Source organism: Chryseoglobus sp. 28M-23 (assembly GCF_014789785.1).
Classification (GTDB): Bacteria; Actinomycetota; Actinomycetes; order Actinomycetales; family Microbacteriaceae; genus Microcella; species Microcella indica.
This window is the reverse complement of record NZ_CP061846.1, coordinates 966159-984950: the sequence shown is the minus strand read 5'-3', so window position 1 is coordinate 984950 and position 18792 is coordinate 966159. Positions and strand designations below refer to the sequence as shown.

General features: G+C 70.0%; 16 protein-coding genes. 1 reads left to right on the top strand and 15 read right to left on the bottom strand.

The features are described 5' to 3' along the window. Nucleotides 1–12 precede the first annotated feature (12 nt). The 3 genes from infB to nusA all read right to left on the bottom strand — a co-directional run bounded on the left by infB (nucleotide 13) and on the right by nusA (nucleotide 4063). Complete coding sequence (gene infB, locus IE160_RS04800) at nucleotides 13–2691, bottom strand: translation initiation factor IF-2 (RefSeq protein WP_224744582.1); 2679 nt, start codon at nucleotides 2689–2691, stop codon at nucleotides 13–15. A gap of 75 nt (nucleotides 2692–2766) precedes the next feature. Next, on the bottom strand, nucleotides 2767–3054 hold the full coding sequence (locus IE160_RS04795) for a YlxR family protein (RefSeq protein WP_179873567.1): 288 nt from the start codon (nucleotides 3052–3054) through the stop codon (nucleotides 2767–2769). A gap of 13 nt (nucleotides 3055–3067) precedes the next feature. After that, the gene (gene nusA, locus IE160_RS04790) at nucleotides 3068–4063 is read right to left on the bottom strand and encodes a transcription termination factor NusA (RefSeq protein WP_152583398.1); all 996 of its coding nucleotides are present in this window, start codon (nucleotides 4061–4063) and stop codon (nucleotides 3068–3070) included. A 70-nt stretch (nucleotides 4064–4133) separates the two neighbouring features. Between nusA and IE160_RS04785 the strand changes: the two genes are divergently transcribed. Continuing rightward, a complete protein-coding gene (locus IE160_RS04785) occupies nucleotides 4134–5609 on the top strand; it encodes an alanine/glycine:cation symporter family protein (protein ID WP_191151978.1) in 1476 nt (491 codons plus the stop codon). On the opposite strand, the gene IE160_RS04780 is transcribed toward IE160_RS04785, so the two are convergent. From IE160_RS04780 to IE160_RS04725, 12 genes are all read right to left on the bottom strand, one after another. Beyond that, nucleotides 5606–6871, bottom strand: coding sequence for a hypothetical protein (locus IE160_RS04780; RefSeq protein ID WP_191151788.1), 1266 nt, complete (start codon nucleotides 6869–6871; stop codon nucleotides 5606–5608). The genes IE160_RS04785 and IE160_RS04780 overlap by 4 nt on opposite strands. A gap of 109 nt (nucleotides 6872–6980) precedes the next feature. Then, nucleotides 6981–8753 (bottom strand): proline--tRNA ligase, encoded by a 1773-nt coding sequence (locus tag IE160_RS04775; protein WP_191151787.1) that lies wholly within the window; start codon nucleotides 8751–8753, stop codon nucleotides 6981–6983. A gap of 332 nt (nucleotides 8754–9085) precedes the next feature. Continuing rightward, entirely contained in the window at nucleotides 9086–10213 is a 1128-nt protein-coding gene (ispG, locus tag IE160_RS04770; protein WP_179873872.1) for a flavodoxin-dependent (E)-4-hydroxy-3-methylbut-2-enyl-diphosphate synthase, read from the bottom strand. An 87-nt stretch (nucleotides 10214–10300) separates the two neighbouring features. Then, nucleotides 10301–11362 carry an alpha/beta fold hydrolase gene (locus IE160_RS04765; protein WP_191151786.1) on the bottom strand — a complete coding sequence of 354 codons (1062 nt, stop codon included), beginning with the start codon at nucleotides 11360–11362 and terminating at the stop codon, nucleotides 10301–10303. Between the two features lie 11 nt (nucleotides 11363–11373). Next, nucleotides 11374–12318 carry an alpha/beta hydrolase gene (locus tag IE160_RS04760; protein WP_224744581.1) on the bottom strand — a complete coding sequence of 315 codons (945 nt, stop codon included), beginning with the start codon at nucleotides 12316–12318 and terminating at the stop codon, nucleotides 11374–11376. After that, on the bottom strand, nucleotides 12315–13076 hold the full coding sequence (locus tag IE160_RS04755) for a 3-hydroxybutyrate dehydrogenase (RefSeq protein WP_191151785.1): 762 nt from the start codon (nucleotides 13074–13076) through the stop codon (nucleotides 12315–12317). The genes IE160_RS04760 and IE160_RS04755 overlap by 4 nt, the downstream gene beginning before the upstream one ends. After that, on the bottom strand, nucleotides 13073–13726 hold the full coding sequence (locus IE160_RS04750; RefSeq protein ID WP_179873561.1) for a TetR/AcrR family transcriptional regulator: 654 nt from the start codon (nucleotides 13724–13726) through the stop codon (nucleotides 13073–13075). The genes IE160_RS04755 and IE160_RS04750 overlap by 4 nt, the downstream gene beginning before the upstream one ends. Beyond that, complete coding sequence (locus tag IE160_RS04745) at nucleotides 13723–15324, bottom strand: class I adenylate-forming enzyme family protein (protein WP_191151784.1); 1602 nt, start codon at nucleotides 15322–15324, stop codon at nucleotides 13723–13725. The genes IE160_RS04750 and IE160_RS04745 overlap by 4 nt, the downstream gene beginning before the upstream one ends. Next, nucleotides 15321–16409 (bottom strand): branched-chain amino acid ABC transporter permease, encoded by a 1089-nt coding sequence (locus tag IE160_RS04740; protein ID WP_179873559.1) that lies wholly within the window; start codon nucleotides 16407–16409, stop codon nucleotides 15321–15323. The genes IE160_RS04745 and IE160_RS04740 overlap by 4 nt, the downstream gene beginning before the upstream one ends. Next, the gene (locus IE160_RS04735; RefSeq protein ID WP_191151783.1) at nucleotides 16406–17284 is read right to left on the bottom strand and encodes a branched-chain amino acid ABC transporter permease; all 879 of its coding nucleotides are present in this window, start codon (nucleotides 17282–17284) and stop codon (nucleotides 16406–16408) included. The genes IE160_RS04740 and IE160_RS04735 overlap by 4 nt, the downstream gene beginning before the upstream one ends. Further along, nucleotides 17281–18039, bottom strand: coding sequence for an ABC transporter ATP-binding protein (locus IE160_RS04730; protein ID WP_179873557.1), 759 nt, complete (start codon nucleotides 18037–18039; stop codon nucleotides 17281–17283). Before IE160_RS04730 ends, IE160_RS04735 begins: the two co-directional genes overlap by 4 nt. After that, a complete protein-coding gene (locus IE160_RS04725) occupies nucleotides 18036–18791 on the bottom strand; it encodes an ABC transporter ATP-binding protein (RefSeq protein WP_179873556.1) in 756 nt (251 codons plus the stop codon). The genes IE160_RS04730 and IE160_RS04725 overlap by 4 nt, the downstream gene beginning before the upstream one ends. Nucleotide 18792: the final 1 nt, after the last annotated feature.

Sequence of the window (18792 nt, the reverse complement as noted above, 5' to 3'; positions counted from 1 at the left end):
AGCTCGCGCGCGCTACTCGCGCGGCTTCTCCTTCATCTCGATCGTCTCGATCTCGTCGCCGATCTGGATGTCGTTGAACTTGCCGAGACCGATACCGGCCTCGAAGTCCGTGCGCACCTCGGTGACGTCGTCCTTGAAGCGGCGCAGCGACTCGATCGCCAGACCGTCGCCGACCACGACGCCGTCGCGGATGACGCGGGCCTTCGCGTTGCGCGTGATCGTTCCGCTGCGCACGATGACACCGGCGATGTTGCCGAACTTCGAGGAGCGGAAGATCTCGCGGATCTCGGCGACGCCCGACTGCACCTCTTCGAACTCGGGCTTGAGCATTCCCTTGAGCGAGCCCTCGATCTCCTCGAGAGCCGCGTAGATGACCGAGTAGAAGCGAATGTCGACGCCCTCGCGCTGAGCGCGCTCGCGCGCCTTCGTGTCGGGGCGCACGTTGAAGCCCACGATGATCGCGTTGTCGATCGTCGCGAGGTTCACGTCGCTCTCGGTCACCGCACCCACACCGCGGTGGATGATGCGCAGCTGCACGCTGTCGTCCACCTCGATCTTGAGCAGGGCCTCCTCGAGCGCCTCGACGGCACCCGAGACGTCACCCTTGATGATGAGGTTGAGCGATTCGACCTTGCCGTCTTCGAGCGCCTTCGTGAAGTCCTCGAGGCTGATGCGCTTGCGCGCCTTCGCCAGGAGGGCGTTGCGCTCGGCGGCCTCGCGCTTCTCCGCGATCTGACGCGCCGTGCGGTCGTCCTCCGTGACGATGAAGGTGTCTCCGGCGCGCGGAACGCTCGAGAGGCCCTGCACCTGCACGGGACGCGACGGGTAGGCCTCGTCGACCTTCTCGCCGTTCTCGTCCGTCATGGCGCGCACGCGGCCGTAGGCCGTGCCCGCGACGATCGGGTCGCCGACGCGCAGGGTTCCCGCCTGGATGAGCACGGTCGCGACCGAGCCGCGGCCCTTGTCGAGCTTCGCCTCGATGGCGACACCGCGGGCGTCGCGCTGCGGGTTCGCGCGCAGGTCGAGACCCGCGTCGGCGGTGAGCAGCACGGCGTCGAGCAGCTCGGTGATGCCGATGTTCTTGAGCGCCGAGACGTCCATGAACATCGTGTCTCCGCCGTACTCCTCGGCGATGAGCCCGTACTCGGTGAGCTGCTGGCGCACCTTCGCCGGGTTCGCGCCCTCGGAGTCGATCTTGTTGACCGCGACGACGATCGGCACGTTCGCCGCCTGGGCGTGGTTGAGCGCCTCCACGGTCTGCGGCATGATGCCGTCGTCCGCGGCGACCACGAGGATCGCGACGTCCGTCACCTGCGCACCACGAGCACGCATGGCGGTGAACGCCTCGTGACCCGGGGTGTCGATGAAGGTGATGGCGCGCTCGATCTCCTCGTGCTCCGTCCACACCTGGTAAGCGCCGATGTGCTGCGTGATGCCACCGGACTCGCCCGCGACGACGTTCGCCTCGCGAATCGCGTCGAGCAGCTTCGTCTTACCGTGGTCGACGTGGCCCATGACGGTCACGACCGGCGGGCGGATGACGAGGTCCTCCTCGTCGTCCTCCTGCTCGAGGTCGATGTCGAAGGCTTCGAGGAGCTCCTTGTCCTCGTCCTCCGGGGAGACGATCTCGATCTTCCACCCGAGCTCCTCGCCGAGCACCTCGAAGGTCGCGCCGTCGAGCGACTCGGTCGCCGTCGCCATCTCACCGAGGTGGAACAGCACGGTCACGAGGTTGCCGGGAGGCACGCTCATGCCGCTGACCTGCTCGAGCTTGTCGGCGAAGTCGCTGATCGATGCGCCCTGACGCAGACGGATGACCTTCTTGCCATCGCCGCGGGGAACGCTGACGCCGCCGACCGACGGCGCCTCGCGCATCTCGAACTCTTGCCGCTTCGTGCGCTTCGACTTGCGCGCGCGCGACTTGCCGCCGCCACGACCGAAGGCACCTGCGGTGCCGCCGCCGGGGCCGCGACCACGGCCACCGCCACCGGGGCGCGGGCCGCTGAAGCCGCCACCGGGGCGGAAGCCGCCGGGCGCGCCACCGGGTCCACCGGCACCTCCAGGACGACCGGGGCCGCCCTGGCGCGTCTGGAACGGCGCGTTGCCGCGACCGCCGCCGGGACGGCCGGGGCCGCCCTCGGGGCGAGGCGCTCCCGGGCGGGGTGCGCCGGGGCGCGGCGGGCGCGGAACGGCGCCGCCCACGCCACCGGGGCGGGGCATGCCCTGGGAGGACGAGTACGGGTTGTTGCCGGGCCGCGGCGCACCGGGGCGAGACATGCCCTGCTGGGAAGCGAAGGGGTTGTTGCCGGGCCGGGGGCCTCCGGATGCCGCCGGGCGCGCGGGCGCGTCGCCCTCGGCGGGCTGCTGCGGAGCAGCCGGAGCCTCAGCAGCCGGCGCTTCAGGAGCCGGCTTCTCGGCCGACTCGGGAGCCGTCTCGACCGTCTCGGCGGGCTTCGGAGCCGGCTTGGGCGCGGCCTTCGCGGGAGCCTTCGCCGCGGGCTTCTCTTCCGCCTTCGGCGCGCCGAGGCCTGCTTCTTCGACCGCCTTGCGCAGCTTGCGGGCGACGGGGGGCTCGATCGTCGACGACGGCCCCTTGACGAATTCGCCGAGCTCTTTGAGCTTCTCGAGGGCGACCTTGCTTTCGATGCCGAGTTCGCTCGCGATCTCGTGCACGCGTGGTTTTGCAGCCACAATTCTCCTGTCTGGATCCGCACCCAGACAGGGGCGGATCACTAGTGGTGGACGGGTCTCATTTCGAGCCGCTCATTAGTTGTCCATTGGCCGATCAGCCTGTTCTCTCGTGGAGCCGGTTGCTCCGATGGTGTGTCGTACGTGGTCTGCGTCGAGCGGACCGCTCACGCGCAGTGCGCGCGCCCATGCCCGCCGCTGCGAGGCGGCTTCGACGCAGTCGAGGGTGGCATGCACCCACGCGCCCCGTCCCGGCAAGCGGGCCAGGGCATCCGCCTCGACCCTCCCCTCGCGCGCCACGACCCTCAGAAGTGAGGAGCGGGAAGCACGCTGGCGACAGCCGATGCAGGTTCTGACGGGTTCCATTGTAGCCCCTGGCCTACTCCTCCATGACGGAGTCGGGCTGAATGTCGATCTTGGCGCCAGTCAGCTTGGCCGCCAAGCGGGCGTTCTGGCCCTCCTTGCCGATGGCGAGGGAGAGCTGGTAGTCGGGCACGAGGGCCCGCACGGCCTTCGTGTCGGCGTCGATGACGAAGGCGTCGGAGACCTTCGCGGGCGACAGCGCATTCTTCACGAAGGTCGCGAGGTCGTCGGAGTGGTCGACTATGTCGATCTTCTCCTGACCGAGCTCGGCCGTCACCGCGCGCACGCGCTGCCCGAGCTCGCCGATGCACGCGCCCTTCGCGTTGACGCCGGGCTCGAGCGAGCGCACGGCGATCTTGCTGCGGTGCCCCGCCTCGCGTGCGATCGCGGTGATCTCGACGAGCCCGCTCGCGATCTCGGGCACCTCGAGGGTGAAGAGCTTGCGCACGAGCGAGGGGTGGGTGCGGCTGACGGTGATCGACGGACCCTTGAGACCCTTCGAGACGCTCGTCACGTACACGCGGATGCGACGGCCGTGCGCGTAGTCCTCCCCCGGCACCTGCTCCTCGGGCGGGAGGATCGCCTCGACCGTGCCGAGGTCGATGTGGATCATGCGCGGGTTGGGTCCCTGCTGGATGACGCCGGCGACGATGTCGCCCTCGCGCCCCTTGAACTCGCCGAGAACGCGGTCGTCGCCGATGTCGCGAAGGCGCTGGTTGATGACCTGCTTGGCCGCGAACGCGGCGATGCGGCCGAAGTCGTCGGGGCTGTCGACGGCCTCGCCGATGAGGTTCTCCTCCTCATCGAACTCGGGCACGTAGATCGTGACGTGGCCCGACTTGCGATCGAGCTCGGCACGAGGCTGCGGGCGGTCGGAGCCGCGGTGATCGTCCTGCTCCGTGTGCTTGAGGTAGGCGGTGAGGATGGCCTGCTCGATGATCTGCACGAGCTCGTCGAACGGGATCTCCCGCTCGCGCTCCATCATCCTCAAGACGGTCAGGTCGATGTCCACGGTGTCGCTCCTCTATTCGATTGCAGACCCCCACGGTACCGGACATCGCTAGTGTGTCTGAATGGACGCCATGGACGGTGTCAACGACCTCATCGCCTCTCTCGGCGGCTCGCTGTGGCAGTGGATCGTGCTGCCGATCGTCATCGGGCTCGGCCTGTATTTCACGGTGCGCACGAGGGTAGTGCAGTTGAGGCTCATTCCCGCGATGTTCCGCACTCTCACCGATGTGACGCCGCGCGATGCCGGCGGCGAGCCGCAGTCGGTCTCGGCGTTTCAGGCGTTCACCGTCTCGGCCGCCTCTCGCGTCGGCGTCGGCAACATCGCGGGTGTGGCGACGGCGCTCGCCCTCGGCGGCCCCGGCGCGATCTTCTGGATGTGGACGATGGCCTTCATCGGCGGCGCGTCCTCCTTCGTGGAGTCGACGCTCGGGCAGGTCTACAAGACGAAGGACAGGGACGGCTTTCGGGGTGGCCCCGCATACTACATGCAGCGCGGCCTCGGGAAGCGGTGGATGGGCATCCTCTTCGCCGTCGTCCTCATCGTCGTGTTTCCCTTCGCCTTCTCGAGCCTGCAGGCGAACACGATCGTGAGTGCCGTCGGGGGCGCAGCCGGCCTGGAGGACCCGGGGATGCTCCCCTGGGCTATCGGCGGCGTTCTCGCCCTCGCGACCGGCCTCGTCATCTTCGGCGGCATCCGTCGCATCGCGAGCGTGACCCAGTCGCTCGTGCCCGCGATGGCGCTGCTCTACCTCCTCATCGGCATCGTCATCGTCGCGATGAACATCGAGGAGGTGCCGCGCGTGTTCGCGCAGATCTACGCCGGCGCCTTCGGGTTCCAGTCGATCGCGGGTGGCGCGGTGGGCACGATCATCCTCGTCGGCATCCAGCGCGGCATGTTCTCGAACGAGGCAGGTCTCGGCTCGGCGCCGAACGCCGGTGCGGCTGCCGCGGTCACGCACCCGGCGAAGCAGGGCCTCGTGCAGACGCTGGGCGTCTACTTCGACACCTTCCTCGTCTGCTCGATCACAGCCTTCATCATCCTCGTGACGAATCCCGACCTCGCGGCCGCCGAGCGCGGCGTCGACCTCACGCAAGAGGCCGTCGTCTCCTCCCTTGGCGAGTGGGCCGGAGTGCTGCTCGCGGTCGTGATCCTGCTGCTCGCCTTCAGCTCGATCCTCGGCAACTACTACTACGGGGAATCGAATCTGGAGTTCATCACGACGAGCCGGCCCGCGCTCATCGTCTACCGCAGTCTCGTCGTGCTCGCCGTCCTCGGCGGCTCTGTGGCCTCGACGACGCTCGTGTGGACGACCGCGGACGGCGTGATGGGCATCATGGCGATCATCAATCTCGTCGCCATCGCGTTGCTCGGCGGCGTCGCCTTCCGCGTGCTCACGAACTACCAGGACCAGCGCGCGGCGGGGAAGGACCCGGTCTTCACGCGCGACCAGCTGCCCGACGTCGCCGGCATCGAGCTGTGGGTCGACGAGGACTCGGTGACGGGCCCGATTCCGCTCGTGCGCGGCACGCGCGGTGCCCGGCGCTAGTCGCGGCGGGTGCGACGCCGCGAGGCACCGACCGCGGTGATGACGACGCCGCCGAGGAGGAGCGCGCCGGCGATGACCCCGATCGCGAGGACGAGCTGGTCGTCGGCACCGGTCGCCGCGAGCTGCTCTTCCGCGTCTCCGGCGAGCTCGACGGCGGCGCGTTCGATCGCGATGCCGCCGGCGGTGAACGTCCCAAGGCCGCTCACCAGGTAACCTCCGCTGATCGCGGCTGCGTCGAATCCCCCCTGCGGCGAATCCTGCGTCACCGCGGAGAGGTCGCCCGCCGCGTCCAGAGGGGCCAGCAGATCGACACCGGGCTCCGAGGCCGAGGTGGGCTGCGTGCCGAACTCACTCAGGTCGGTATAGCCGAAGCTGAAGACGGCCATCTGACCTTGCTCGATGTCGGGCGACACGATCCAGAGGTTGAGTTCGCTGTCGAACTCTGCACCGTTCACCGTCACGGGGAAGAACGCCAACCGCGACTCGGTCTCGCCGCCCTCCCAGAGCACGCTCACGATGAGGGCCTCGTCGGTGAATCCGGCGACGATGACAGCGATACCGCTGCGCTCCGGATCCAGCAGTTCGGCCGGACCGGCCGAGATCGCGAGCGACTCGAAATCGCCGAAGGACCCGGAGGAGCCCGTGAAGACTTCCGTCACGGTTCCGGTACGCGCGTCGATGCGAACGGCTGTTCCGTCGCTGAAGTACACAAACGCCGCCGTGCTCGGCGCAGCCTCCTGGCTGACGCCGCTCTCGAAGTCGAGATCGAGACCGTACGCGCTGAGCACGTCGAGCAGAGCGAGGCCCGTGCACGCCACCGGCCACAGGCCGGTCTCGCCATCGTCAGGGTTCGCCACCGGCAGCGGCGACCCCAAGGGCACGCCGTCTTCGTCGTACACCCGAATCGCGCACAGGTACTGCACGCTCTCGCCGAAAATCTGCCCTGCGGAGAGGAGCGCCACGTAAACGCGGTCCTCTGAGTCGAAGCTCAGCGCCGTCGTCGTCCACGGCGTGATCTCCGGCGTCGTCGGGCCGCCAAACAGCTGCAGCTCGATCTCCGGCGGGGGCCCCTCGTCGCCGTCCGCGGGGAAGACCTCCGGAATCGCCCCGAAGGTGCTCTGGTCGCTGCTGAGGACGACGGGAGTGTCGCCCTCGACGGTGTCGGCGGCAGTCGCGGGGGCCACCGCACCGAGCGCGAAGGCGAGGGCCACACCGCCCGCCATGACCGTGCGTCGGAGGGCAGGGGCGGGGGTGGACAACATGGTGCTCCAGGGGCTCGGGAGGGGTGGGAAGGCGCTCGCGGCCGCGACAGGTCAACCGACCCGGCGACTCTTCACCCTAACCCGGACGAGCGCGGAAAGCGACGCGCTCTCACTGCGGTGCGTCGCGCAGGCGGTCGAGCACCTCGTGCAGCGCGATCTCCTCGAGCTCGCCCGTGCGGCGATCCCAGAACTCGACGCGTCCCTCGGCGGCTCCGCGACCGACGATGACGATGAGCGGCACGCCGATGAGCTCGGCATCGCCGAACTTGACTCCCGGGGAGACCTTCGGTCGGTCGTCGAAGAGCGTGTCGAACCCCGCACCCTCGAGCTCGCTCACGAGCGCCTCGGCAACGTCGAACACCGCGGCGTCCTTGCCGGTCGCGACGATGTGCACGTCGAAGGGCGCCACGTTGCGCGGCCACACGAGACCGCGCTCGTCGTGATTGGCCTCGGCGATGACACCGAGGATGCGCGTCACGCCGATGCCGTAGGAGCCCATCGTGACGGTCACGAGCTTGCCGTTCTCGTCGAGCACCTGCAGCCCGAGCGCCTCGGCGTACTTGCGACCGAGCTGGAAGACGTGCCCGATCTCCATGCCGCGCGCGGTCTCGATCGGCCCGGAGCCGTCGGGGGCGGGGTCGCCCTCGCGCACCTCGGCGATGTCGGCGAGGCCGTCGGCGGTGAAGTCGCGGCCCGCGACGAGGCCCAGCACGTGCTTCTCGTGCTCGTTCGCGCCCGTCACCCACGCGGTGCCGTCGACGACGCGAGGATCGACCAGGTACCGGATGCCCGTGCTCGAGCCCTTCCCGAGCACGGCGCCGCTCGGCGACCAGGGGCCGATGTAGCCCTTGACGAGGCCGCGATGCGCGGCGAAGTCCTCCTCGGTCGCCGCCGCGACATCTGCGGGAGCGAAGGCCACCTCGGCGCGCTTGAGGTCGACCTCCCGGTCGCCGGGCAGGCCGACGACGACGAGCTCCTTCGTGCCGTCGAGCGCCGTGAGCCGCAGCACGACGTTCTTGAGCGTGTCCGCCGCCGTCCACAGGCGATCCTCGCGCGGGTGCTTCTCGTTCGCGAGGGTGACGAGCGTCGCGATCGTCGGTGTCTGCGGTGAGTCGATGATCTCGGCAGCGGGGTGTCCGTCGATCAGCTGCGGGGCGGGCGAGACCGAGCGGTAGGCCTCGACGTTCGCCGCGTAGCCCCCTGCCGACCGCACGAAGGTGTCCTCACCGATGGGCGTCGGGTGCAGGAACTCCTCGCTGCGCGAGCCGCCCATGGCCCCGGCGTCCGCCTGCACGATGACGTACTCGAGCCCCAGGCGGGAGAAGATGCGCTCGTAGGCGTCGCGCTGCGCCTGGTACGAGGCATCCAGACCCTCATCGGTCACGTCGAAGGAGTATGCGTCCTTCATGGAGAACTCGCGGCCGCGCAGCAGGCCGGCGCGCGGGCGCGCCTCATCCCGGTACTTGTCCTGGATCTGGTAGATCGACAGCGGAAGATCTTTGTAGCTGCCGTAGAGGTCCTTGACCGTGAGCGTGAAGACCTCTTCGTGCGTGGGCGCGAGGAGGTAGTCGGCGCCCTTGCGGTCCTTGAGACGGAAGATGCCGTCGCCGTACTCCTCCCAGCGGCCGCTCGCCTCGTAGGGTTCGCGCGGCAGGAGGGCGGGGAAGTGCACTTCCTGGCAGCCGATCGCGTGCATCTCCTCCCGGATGACGGCCTCGACCCGGCGCCGAACGCGCAGGCCGAGCGGCAGCCAGGCGAAGACGCCCGGCGCCTGGCGCCGGATGTACCCGGCGCGCACGAGGAGGCGGTGGCTGGCCACCTCAGCGTCGGCGGGATCGTCGCGAAGTGTACGGAGGAAGAGCTGGGTCAGTCGCGTCGTCACCGGTTCAGACTACTGGCCTCGGCGCGTCGCGCCGGATGCGCTGGCCGAACCCCCCGTTCGGGGGCCAGAATAGAAAATAGGCCTGCGAGCGGCGGCAAGGGGGGCTTGGGTCGCTCGCAGGCCCTTCCCGCCCACCCGCGATGCGGCGTGAGAGGGAAACCTGCACGACGGAAGATTCCCCTGATCGCCTCGTGCGAAACGTGCACCGCCCCCCGGTGCTTCTCAGTGTCGACTCCCCCAGTCGATGACTTGAGCCTACTGACCGGGGGCACGTCGCGGTCAGTCCCCCGATGTGGGGTCACTTCTCTCGCATCGGCCCCTCGGAGGCGCGATCAGCTCGTGAGCACCTGCGGTTCGCCGACCGGGGCATCCGGCATCGAGGCCGCGATGCGGTTCGCCTCCTCGATGAGGGTCGCGACGATCTCCGACTCCGGCACCGTCTTGATGACCTCGCCCTTGACGAAGATCTGGCCCTTGCCGTTGCCGCTCGCGACGCCGAGGTCGGCCTCGCGGGCCTCGCCTGGACCGTTCACGACGCAGCCCATGACGGCGACGCGCAGAGGCACGGTCATGCCCTCGAGCCCCGCCGTCACGTCGTCGGCGAGCGTGTACACGTCGACCTGCGCGCGACCGCACGAGGGGCAGGAGACGATCTCGAGCTTGCGCTCGCGCAGGTTGAGCGACTCGAGAATCTTGAGGCCCACCTTGATCTCCTCCGCCGGCGGCGCCGAGAGGGAGACGCGGATGGTGTCGCCGATGCCCTCGCCGAGCAGGATGCCGAAGGCCGTCGCGCTCTTGATCGTGCCCTGGAAGGCGGGGCCTGCTTCGGTCACGCCGAGGTGCAGCGGCCAGTCGCCGCGCTCGGCGAGCTGGCGGTAGGCCTTGACCATGACGATGGGGTCGTTGTGCTTGACCGAGATCTTGAAGTCGTGGAAGTCGTGCTCCTCGAACAGGCTCGCCTCCCACACCGCGCTCTCGACGAGCGCCTCGGGCGTCGGCTTGCCGTACTTCTGCAGCAAGCGGGGGTCGAGCGAGCCGGCGTTGACGCCGATGCGCAGGCTCACGCCCGCATCCTTGGCCGCCTTCGCGATCTCGCCGACTTTGTCGTCGAACTTCTTGATGTTGCCCGGGTTGACGCGCACTGCGGCGCAGCCGGCGTCGATCGCCTGGAAGACGTACTTCGGCTGGAAGTGGATGTCGGCGATGACGGGGATCTGGCTCTTCTTCGCGATGATGTGCAGCACGTCGGCGTCGTCCTGCGTCGGTACCGCGACGCGCACGATGTCGCAGCCCGTCGCGGTGAGCTCGGCGATCTGCTGGAGCGTCGCGTTGATGTCCGTCGTCGGCGTCGTCGTCATCGACTGCACGCTGACCGGGGCGTCACCACCGACGAGCACCTTGCCGACCTTGATCTGGCGGCTGACGCGGCGGGGGGCGAGGGTTTCGGGAATCTTGGGCATTCCGAGGTTCACAGCAGGCACGATGCTCAGTGTACGCATCGAGGCTGAGCAGAGAACCCTCGCCCGCCGAACCCTCGCGCCACCCGGTCAGCCCGCAGCGTCGAGGTGCTCGAGGAGGGCGGCCACGAAGCTCTCGGCCTGCTCGAGGTGGGGCGAGTGACCGCACCCCTCGAACACGACCTCGCGCAGGGATCCCCCGGCACTCGCGTAGCGCTCGAGCACGGCCCGCGTCTGGCTCACCATCGGCTGCGGAGGTGCGACCTCGGCGCCGGGCCACCCGGGGATCGCCCCGAGCTGGCCGAGGAAGTTCAGGTCGAAGGCCGAGGTGTCGGAGACGATCGCGTCGGCGTCGCCGCGGATCCACAGGATCGCGGGCTTCGTCTCGAGCTCGGTGATGCCGGACAGGTTCAGGTGCGTGGGCGCCATCGTGTTGAGCACGCCGCGCGGCCCTGGAGCGAATCCCGGCCAGTTCTCCGACGGGACGCTGTCACCGGGGTAGTTGTCCTCCCCCGTCGCCGTCGTGAGCATCGACGCGACCCAGAGATCCTCGTGGGGCAGGCCATCGGGCTGCGCCACATAGGCGGTGCGGTAGACAGACCGCGGAGACGTCTGCTCCTCGCCGCCGAGGTCGCCCGCGGCGAGCCGTGCGATGAAGTCGGGGTTGCCGCCGCCCCCGCCCGTGCCGGCGGCGTCGGGGGTCAGGAGCGAGCCATCGAGGGCGGTGCCGCCGAAGCCGTATGGCGAGATGGGCGATTCGAGCGTGACGCTCAGCACGGCGTCGGGATTGTCGAGAAGGTACTGCAGCACGACACCCGCGCCCATGCTCCAGCCCACGAGGTGCACGGCGCCCGTGCCGAGCGTCTCGAGCACGCTCGCGACGTCGTCGGAGAAGTCGCGCAGCCCGCGGGTCGCGTCGACCGGCTTGACCTCGGAGCCGCCGAAGCCGCGCAGGTCGACCGCGAGCGCGCGCCACTGCGGCGGGAGCGCGAGCATCGTCGGCTGGTAGGAGTGCGAGGAGGACACGTTGCCGTGCACGAAGACGACGGTGCCGACGGGCTCTCCCTCGGCGGGGCGCTCGAGCACCGCCGCGGTGAGTCGCGGTGCAGGCACGGAGTGGGCAACGATGCCCGGCAGAAGCATCTCGGTCATGATCGGGCCTTTCAGTCGTGGACGGTCGCGGCGGGCGCCGCAGCGGAGGGGACGTGCAGTGCGTCGCTCACCGCGCGCGCGACGCGGCGCGCACCCGGCTCGGCGAGCACGATCGTGTAGTGGTTGACGTCGTCGACCTCGATGACGCGCATGCCCGAGATCGTCGGCTGCTCGCTCGTGCGCTCGGGGCGGTAGAGCGCCTCGGGCTCATCGAGGAGGCCGCGCGGTGCGCGCAGGAAGGTCGTCGGCTGGCGCACGCTCTCGAGCGCCCGGCGGTAGCTCTCCCCGCCGTACAGCTCAGCGACATCGGCGCCGACCGCCGCCAGGTCGCCCGAGGGCTTCAGGGCCGGGGGCTCACCGTGCAGGTCGTAGTCGACGTAGGCCTCGACAGCGCGCGACCAGCGGTCGCGGAAGGCGGGATGCTCACGCCAGAAGTCGCGGTACTCCTCGACCGAGGCGAACGTCATCGAGAGGCGCCGCGCGGCTGGCCCGAGCACAGCCGTGCCGTCCGGTACCGCAGCACCGTGCGCCTCGTCGCCCGACCCCGCGCGCTCGGGCGGGTCGAGCGGCAGCCCGCCGTCCACGAGGGTCAGGGAGGAGACGCGGTCGGGGAAGCGCGCCGCGAGCAGCACCGCGACGAACGCCCCCATCGAGTGGGCGACGACGGCGACGCTCTCGAGCCCCAGGTGGTCGAGCACGGCGACAAGGTCGCGGGCGTGCTGCTCGAGGCCGTATGGACCCCCGAGGTCGCGTGATCGGCCGCGACCGCGCAGGTCGGGAGCGATGAGCCGCACGCCGGGGAGATGGTCTGCCAGGAGCGGCCAGCACCGGTGATTCGCGGTGATGCCGTGGATCGCGAGCACCGCGGGCGCATCCGGAGAGTCGTTCCAGATGCCGACCGTGAGCGCTCCCCCGAGGACGGGGACCGCGATCGTGGCGGGGGCGAACTCGGTCATCGTGCGCTCCACCCGCCGTCCATCGAGTACGAGGAGCCCGTGACCATGCCCGCCGCCGCGCCGCACAGCCACACCGCGAGAGAGGCGACCTCGTCGGGCTCGACGAGCCGCTTGACGGCGCTCTCGGTGAGCATGATGCGCTCGACGACCTCGTCCTCGGGAATGCCGTGCACGCGCGCCTGGTCGGCGATCTGCTTCTCGACGAGCGGCGTGCGCACGTAGCCGGGGTTGATGCAGTTGCTCGTGACGCCGTGCGGGCCGCCCTCGAGCGCGGTGACCTTCGACAGGCCCTCGAGACCGTGCTTCGCCGAGACGTACGCAGACTTGAAGGCGCTCGCGCGCAGCCCGTGCACCGAGCTGATGTTGATGACGCGACCCCAGCCGCGCTCGTACATGCCCGGCAGGGCGGCGCGCGTGAGGAGGAACGGCGAGACGAGCATGAGGTCGACGATGAAGCGGAAGCGCGCCGGGTCGAACTCGGCGATCGGGCTCACCGTCTGCACCCCCGCGTTGTTGACGAGGATGTCGGCGCGCAGCTCGACTTCGGCGAGAGCATCCAGATCGCTCAGATCGACCTCCCACGCCTCGCCGCCGATCGCCGCAGCGACGCGCGCGGCGCCCTCGCCGTCGCGGTCGGCGATGACGACGTGCGCCCCGGCCGCGGCGAGCGCGCGCGAGCACGCCTCACCGATGCCGCTCGCGCCGCCCGTGACGACCGCCCTGCGACCGTCGAGCTCTCCCTGCACGACCTGCGTCATGGTGCCCCCTCCTGGGTTCCGCGCGCTGCGAGCGCGTTCTCGATGAAGCGCATCATGCTGTCGAAGACGGCGTCGGGCACGTCGGTCGTGCCGCTCGCGAGCGGATCCGCGCTCGCCCCGCTCGCCCCCTCCTCGCCCCACAGCACCCAGCGCATGCCGATCATCTCGCCGACGCCCATGAGCGCCCAGGCCGCGACCGTCGGATCGATGTCGCCCACTTCGCCACGCTCGCGTGCAGCCGTGAGGCCCTCGATGTAGCCGTCGACGATGCGCGAGTAGTGCAGGCGCAGAGACCGCGGGGAGACGAACTCCGCCTCGCGCACGATGCGGTACAGCGCCGGATGCTCGGCCGTGAAGCGGAAGAAGCCGCGAAAGCCCTCACGCTCGCGCTCGATGCGGCTCATGTCGTCGGTCGCGTGCTCCGTCATCGCGTGCCGCACGCGGCGGTTGAGGTCGTCGACGAGCTCTTCGAAGACCTGCAGCTTCGAGTCGAAGTAGAGGTAGAACGTGCCCTGCCCGACGCCTGCGCGCTCCGTGATGCGCACGATCGACGACTCGGCGTAGCCGAGCTCGGCGAAGACATGCTCGGCGGCGTCGAGGATCGCCCGGCGGGTGCGCTCGCCGCGCGCCGTGCGCGGTGCCGCGCTCACGAGGCACCGCCCGTCGCGGCGAGCTGGGCGCCGCCCCAGGCCTCGAGCAGGTCGCGGCGGCGCACCTTGTCGGCGCCCGACCGGGGAATGGACTCGATCTCGAGGATGCGCGTGGGCACCTTGAACCGTGCCAGTCGCGCCGCGCAGTGCTCGCGCAGCGCCGTCTCGTCCCGAGGGACGCCCGAGCGCGGCACGATGTAGGCGACCGGCACCTCGCCCCATCGCTCGTCCGGCACGCCGATGACGGCGACGTCGGAGACCGCGGGGTGCTCGAACAGCACCGCCTCGATCTCGGCGGGCGCGACCGACTCCCCACCCGTGATGAAGATGTCCTTGATGCGATCGATCACGCGGTAGTAGCCGTCGTCATCGCGCGCCATGAGGTCGCCGGTGCGCAGCCAGCCGTCGGTGAGCGTCGCCGCGGTCTGCGCCGCATCGCGGAAGTACCCCGTGAAGACGCTCGGCCCCCGCACGAGCAGCTCTCCCGTGCCGGCGCCCTCGATCGGCTCGCTCGTCACCGGGTCGACGAGCAGCACCTCGACGTGGGGGTACGGCCGCCCCGCAGACCCGACCCGACGCCGAGCGTCCTCATCGGGCAGGCACAGCACGTTCGGCGAGGCTTCGGTGAGGCCGTAGCCCTGCGTGAGCGCGACGCCGCGAGCGTGCCAGGTGCGCAGGAGCGGCTCGGGCATGGGAGCGCCGCCCACGATCGCGTGCCGCAACGTCGACAGGTCGGTGCTCGCGAAGTCGGGGTGCTCGGCGAGCAGCAGGTAGTTCGCGGGCACACCCATGGTCGTCGTGATGCCGCGGTCGGCGATGAGGTGCAGCACTCGACCGGGGTCGAAGGTGCGCTCGAGCACGACGGTGGCCCCCATCCACCAGGCGAGCAGCGGCTGCACGTTCCAGCCGCCCACGTGGTACTGCGGCATGACGGCGAGCACGGTGTCCTGGCTCGTGATCTCGGCGGTGCGCGAGAGCGCGAGGTTCGTCCAGAAGCAGTTCGCGTGGGTGAGGATGACGCCCTTCGGGGCGGCGAGGGTGCCCGAGGTGAACATGAGGAGCAGGGCGTCGTCGTCGCCCACGGGGCGCTGCGGCGGGGCATCCGCGAGGCGGCCGCGCAGCGGCGCAGGCACCGCGCGCTCGACGCCTCGAGAACCGACGCTCGCGCGGGGCGGCGGGGCGAGAAGCCGCTCAAGCGACGCGGAGGCGAGGGAGGCGAACTCGTCCTCCACGACCAGCAGGGCGGGGTCGGAGAGCTCGAGCTGCTGCGCGATCTCGCGGGGCGACAGGCGCCACGAGATGGGCACGAGCACGAGCCCGGCCTGCGCGCACGCGAAGAACAGCACGACGTGGTCGGCGCTGTTGCCCGTGAGGGTCGCGATGCGGTCGCCGACGCCGTACCCGGCGCTGCGCAGCAGACGGGCGAGTCGGGATGCTCGATCGTGCAGCTCGCGATAGCTCAACTCGACACCGCGGTCGTCGATCGCGATGCGCTCCGGGGTCGCCCTGGCACGATCCCCCGTCCAGCGGCCGAGAGTGTGCAGGCCGTCGTGCTGGGTGTCGTGCGGGTGGGGGTCGAGCGGGTGGGTCTCGGTCATCGCGCCTCCTCGAGCGGGCGCTCCGGCTCAGGACGCCGTCGCGCCAGGCGCGCGGTCGCCCGACGCGCGAGGCCCGCCAGGCCACCGGGCAGAAGCACCACCACCAGGATAAAGAGGGTGCCGAGAATGAACAGCGGCTCGCTCAGCGGAATGCGCAACACATCGGGCAGGTCGGCGATCGTCTCGGAGCGCGAGAGGGCCGTGAGGCGCTGGTCGAGGAGCGTGTAGATGAGGCCACCGACGACCGCTCCCCAGCGGGACCCGACACCGCCGAGCACGACGATCACGAGCAGGGTGAGCGTGAAGTCGGGCGTCGTCACGGCCGGCGTGACGCCGCTCTGCAGGAGCAGGTAGACCATGCCCACGAGCGCCGCGAGCGAGCCGGCGAGCACGACGGTGATGAGTCGAACGGTGAACGGCGTCATGCCCAGCACGCGCACCCGCAGGTCGTTCTCCCGTGCCGCGACGACGACGTGGCCGGCGCGGGAGCGCTCGAACCACGTGACGATGAGGAACACGACCACGAGCATCCCGAGTGCGATCCAATACAGGTTGCGCGTATTGATGACGCCCACGAGCTCGGTCGGGATGTTCGCCACCTCGAGAGGCAGCCCCTCTTCGCCGTTCGTGATCGCCGCGTTGCGGCGCACGAGCACCGAGCCGGCCTGGGCGAAGGCGAGCGTCACCATCGCGAACGCGATACCCGTGACGCGCAGACTCAGCGCGCCGAGTGCCGCGGCGAGCACGACCGCGCCGAGCAGCACGACGCCCATGGCGGGCACGAGGGCGAGCTGCGTGTCCCGCAGCACGATCCCGAGGCCGTAGGCGCCGACCGCGAAGTAGAGCGCGTGGCCGAACGAGAGCAGGCCGGCGACTCCGAACAGCAGGTGGTAGCTGAGGGCGAGGGTCGCGAAGACCATCGCGAAGGCGAGCAGCTGCAGGGTGCCCGGCGTGTACGTCGCACCGGGCAGGATGCCGGGCAGGCTCAGGTTGAGCACCGGGAGGAGCGCGAACACCAGGATGAGCGCCCCGCCGATGACCCACGGGGTCGCGCGAGCGGTGCGGATGCGGTCGATGAGGGTCATGATGCCTTGCTCCCGAGGAGTCCCGTGGGGCGGACGAGCAGGACGACGGCCAAGAGCACCACGACCATGAAGTCCCCCGTTCCCCCCAGATAGAAGTTGGCGAACTGCTGCAGCACGGCGACGACGACCGAGGCGATGGCCGCCCCCGTGAGCGAGCCGAGGCCGCCGATCACCGTGACGATGAAGGCGAAGATGAGCAGCGATCCGCCGATGAGCGGGGAGACGTAGCCGAAGTAGTGCGAGGCGAGAACGCCGCCGATGCCCGCCGCCGCGCCGCCGATCGCGAAGACCATGGTGAAGGCTTTGCGCACGTCGATGCCGAGCGCCGTCACCATCGCACGGTTCTCGACGCCCGCGCGGATGATGAGCCCGTAGCGCGTGAACTTGAGGAAGAGCACGAGCGCGAGAAGCACGAGCAGTGCCGCCGCGATGAGGATGAACCGGTCGTTGGGGATGAGCGCACCCCCGATGTCGGTCGTCTGCGCGAGCCACTCGGGCCCGACGATGAAGATCGGGTCGACGCCCCAGATTCCCTCGAAGAGCGCGACGGTCGCGAGCGAGAGGCCGACGGTCACGAGCACCTGCTCGATGTGCCGCAGATAGAGCGGTCTGATGAGCAGCAGCTCGGTGAGCGCCGCGACGGTCGCACCGACGATCGCGCCCACGAGGATCGAGAGCAGGAAGGTGCCCCACGACCCGTCGTCCATGCGGCGCGCGAACTCCCAGCCGAGGAACGCGCCGAGGGTGAGGAAGGAGCCGTGAGCGAAGTTGAGCACGCCCATGAGGCCGTAGATGAGCGAGAGGCCGCTCGCCACGAGGAAGTACAGCGCCCCGAGCCCGAGACCCGTGATGAGAAGAAGGATCACGGTGCTCATCGGTCGACCTCCGAGTCGGTACGCGCGTCGTCGTCGTCGCCCGTCGTGTGGACGCCGAGGAGGCGCTGGGTGCGCTCGTCGTCGTCGAGGAGCTCGCCCGCGTCTCCCGTGTGCACCACGCGGCCGCCCTCGATCACGACGACGGTGTCCGCCAGGCGGCGCACGATCGGCAGGTTCTGCTCGACGAGCAGGATGGGAGTCGTGGCCGCGGCGCGCTCGAGCGCGGCGGCGACATCCTGCACGATCATCGGCGCGAGGCCCTTGGTGGGCTCGTCGACGAGCAGGATGCGGTTGTCGTTGAGAAGCGTGCGAGCCAGGGACAGCATCTGCTGCTGGCCGCCGGAGAGCGACCCGGCCCGTTGAGCACTGCGCTGCACGAGGTCGGGGAAGAGCTCGTCGACGAGGTCGCGATGAGGCGCGCCGCCGCGCGTGGCGAGCCTGAGGTTCTCGGCGACCGTGAGCTGCGAGAAGACCTCCCGGTCTTCCGGCACGTAGCCGACCCCGCGCTGCACGATGCGGTGCGTGGGCAGGCCGTCGATGCGCTCGCCCTCGAACTCGACCGTGCCGGAGCGGGTGATCAGACCCATGATCGCGCGCAAGGTGCTCGTCTTGCCGACGCCGTTGCGACCGAGGACGGCCGTCACGCCGGTGGGAGGCACCTCGAAGTCGACGGACTCGACGACCTGCTGGCCGTCGATGAGGGCGCTCAGGCCGCTCACGCGGAGAAGCGGTGCGGTGCTGGACGGGGCGCTCACAGGCTCTCTCCCAGATAGGCGGACTGCACGGTCGGGTCGGCCATGACGGCCTGCGGGGTATCCCACGCGAGCACCTGGCCGTGGTGCATGACCGCGACAGTGTCGACGAGCCCGAGCACGACGTCCATGTGGTGCTCGACCATGAGCACCGTGCGGCCGCTGCGGTGGACCCGGCGGATGACCTCGACGAGCTCGGGCACATCGCCGGAGGCGACTCCTGCCATGGGCTCGTCGAGGAGGATGACACTCGGCTCGGTCGCGAGCAGCATGGCGATCTCGAGCTTGCGCTTGTCGCCGTGCGAGAGCACGCCAGCCGTCGTCTCGGCGTGGTGCGTGAGCCCGACCTCCTCGAGCCTCTCCTCGGCCGCGCTCGTCGCGGCGTCACCCCGCCTCGGACGGGCGAGCACCGAGAGCTCGTGCCCGATCGACACCTGAGCGGAGAGGCGAACGTTCTCGAGCGCAGAGAGCCCCGTGAAGAGACTCGAGGTCTGGAAAGTGCGACCGAGACCAGCCCGTGCGCGGCGCTGCACGGTCAGGCGCGTCACGTCGTCCCCGCGCAGCAGCACCCGGCCCCCGGTGGGGGTCATGATGCCGCTCATGAGGTTGAACAGTGTCGTCTTGCCGGCGCCGTTGGGGCCGATGACGCCGAGCATCTCGCCGCGGCCGACCGAGAGCGTCACGTCATCGATGATGCGTGCGCCCCCGATCTGCAGCTCGAGGTGCTCGACGGCGAGCACGGGCTGGTCGGTCATG

Coding starts and splice junctions, on each gene's coding strand:
- IE160_RS04785 (WP_191151978.1), top strand. CDS start 4,134: ATGGACGGTGTCAACGACCTCATCGCCTCTCTCGGCGGCTCGCTGTGG.
- IE160_RS04765 (WP_191151786.1), bottom strand. CDS start 11,362: ATGACCGAGATGCTTCTGCCGGGCATCGTTGCCCACTCCGTGCCTGCA.
- IE160_RS04780 (WP_191151788.1), bottom strand. CDS start 6,871: ATGTTGTCCACCCCCGCCCCTGCCCTCCGACGCACGGTCATGGCGGGC.
- IE160_RS04735 (WP_191151783.1), bottom strand. CDS start 17,284: ATGAGCACCGTGATCCTTCTTCTCATCACGGGTCTCGGGCTCGGGGCG.
- IE160_RS04760 (WP_224744581.1), bottom strand. CDS start 12,318: ATGACCGAGTTCGCCCCCGCCACGATCGCGGTCCCCGTCCTCGGGGGA.
- IE160_RS04795 (WP_179873567.1), bottom strand. CDS start 3,054: ATGGAACCCGTCAGAACCTGCATCGGCTGTCGCCAGCGTGCTTCCCGC.
- IE160_RS04755 (WP_191151785.1), bottom strand. CDS start 13,076: ATGACGCAGGTCGTGCAGGGAGAGCTCGACGGTCGCAGGGCGGTCGTC.
- IE160_RS04740 (WP_179873559.1), bottom strand. CDS start 16,409: ATGACCCTCATCGACCGCATCCGCACCGCTCGCGCGACCCCGTGGGTC.
- IE160_RS04725 (WP_179873556.1), bottom strand. CDS start 18,791: ATGACCGACCAGCCCGTGCTCGCCGTCGAGCACCTCGAGCTGCAGATC.
- IE160_RS04745 (WP_191151784.1), bottom strand. CDS start 15,324: ATGACCGAGACCCACCCGCTCGACCCCCACCCGCACGACACCCAGCAC.
- ispG (WP_179873872.1), bottom strand. CDS start 10,213: ATGCCCAAGATTCCCGAAACCCTCGCCCCCCGCCGCGTCAGCCGCCAG.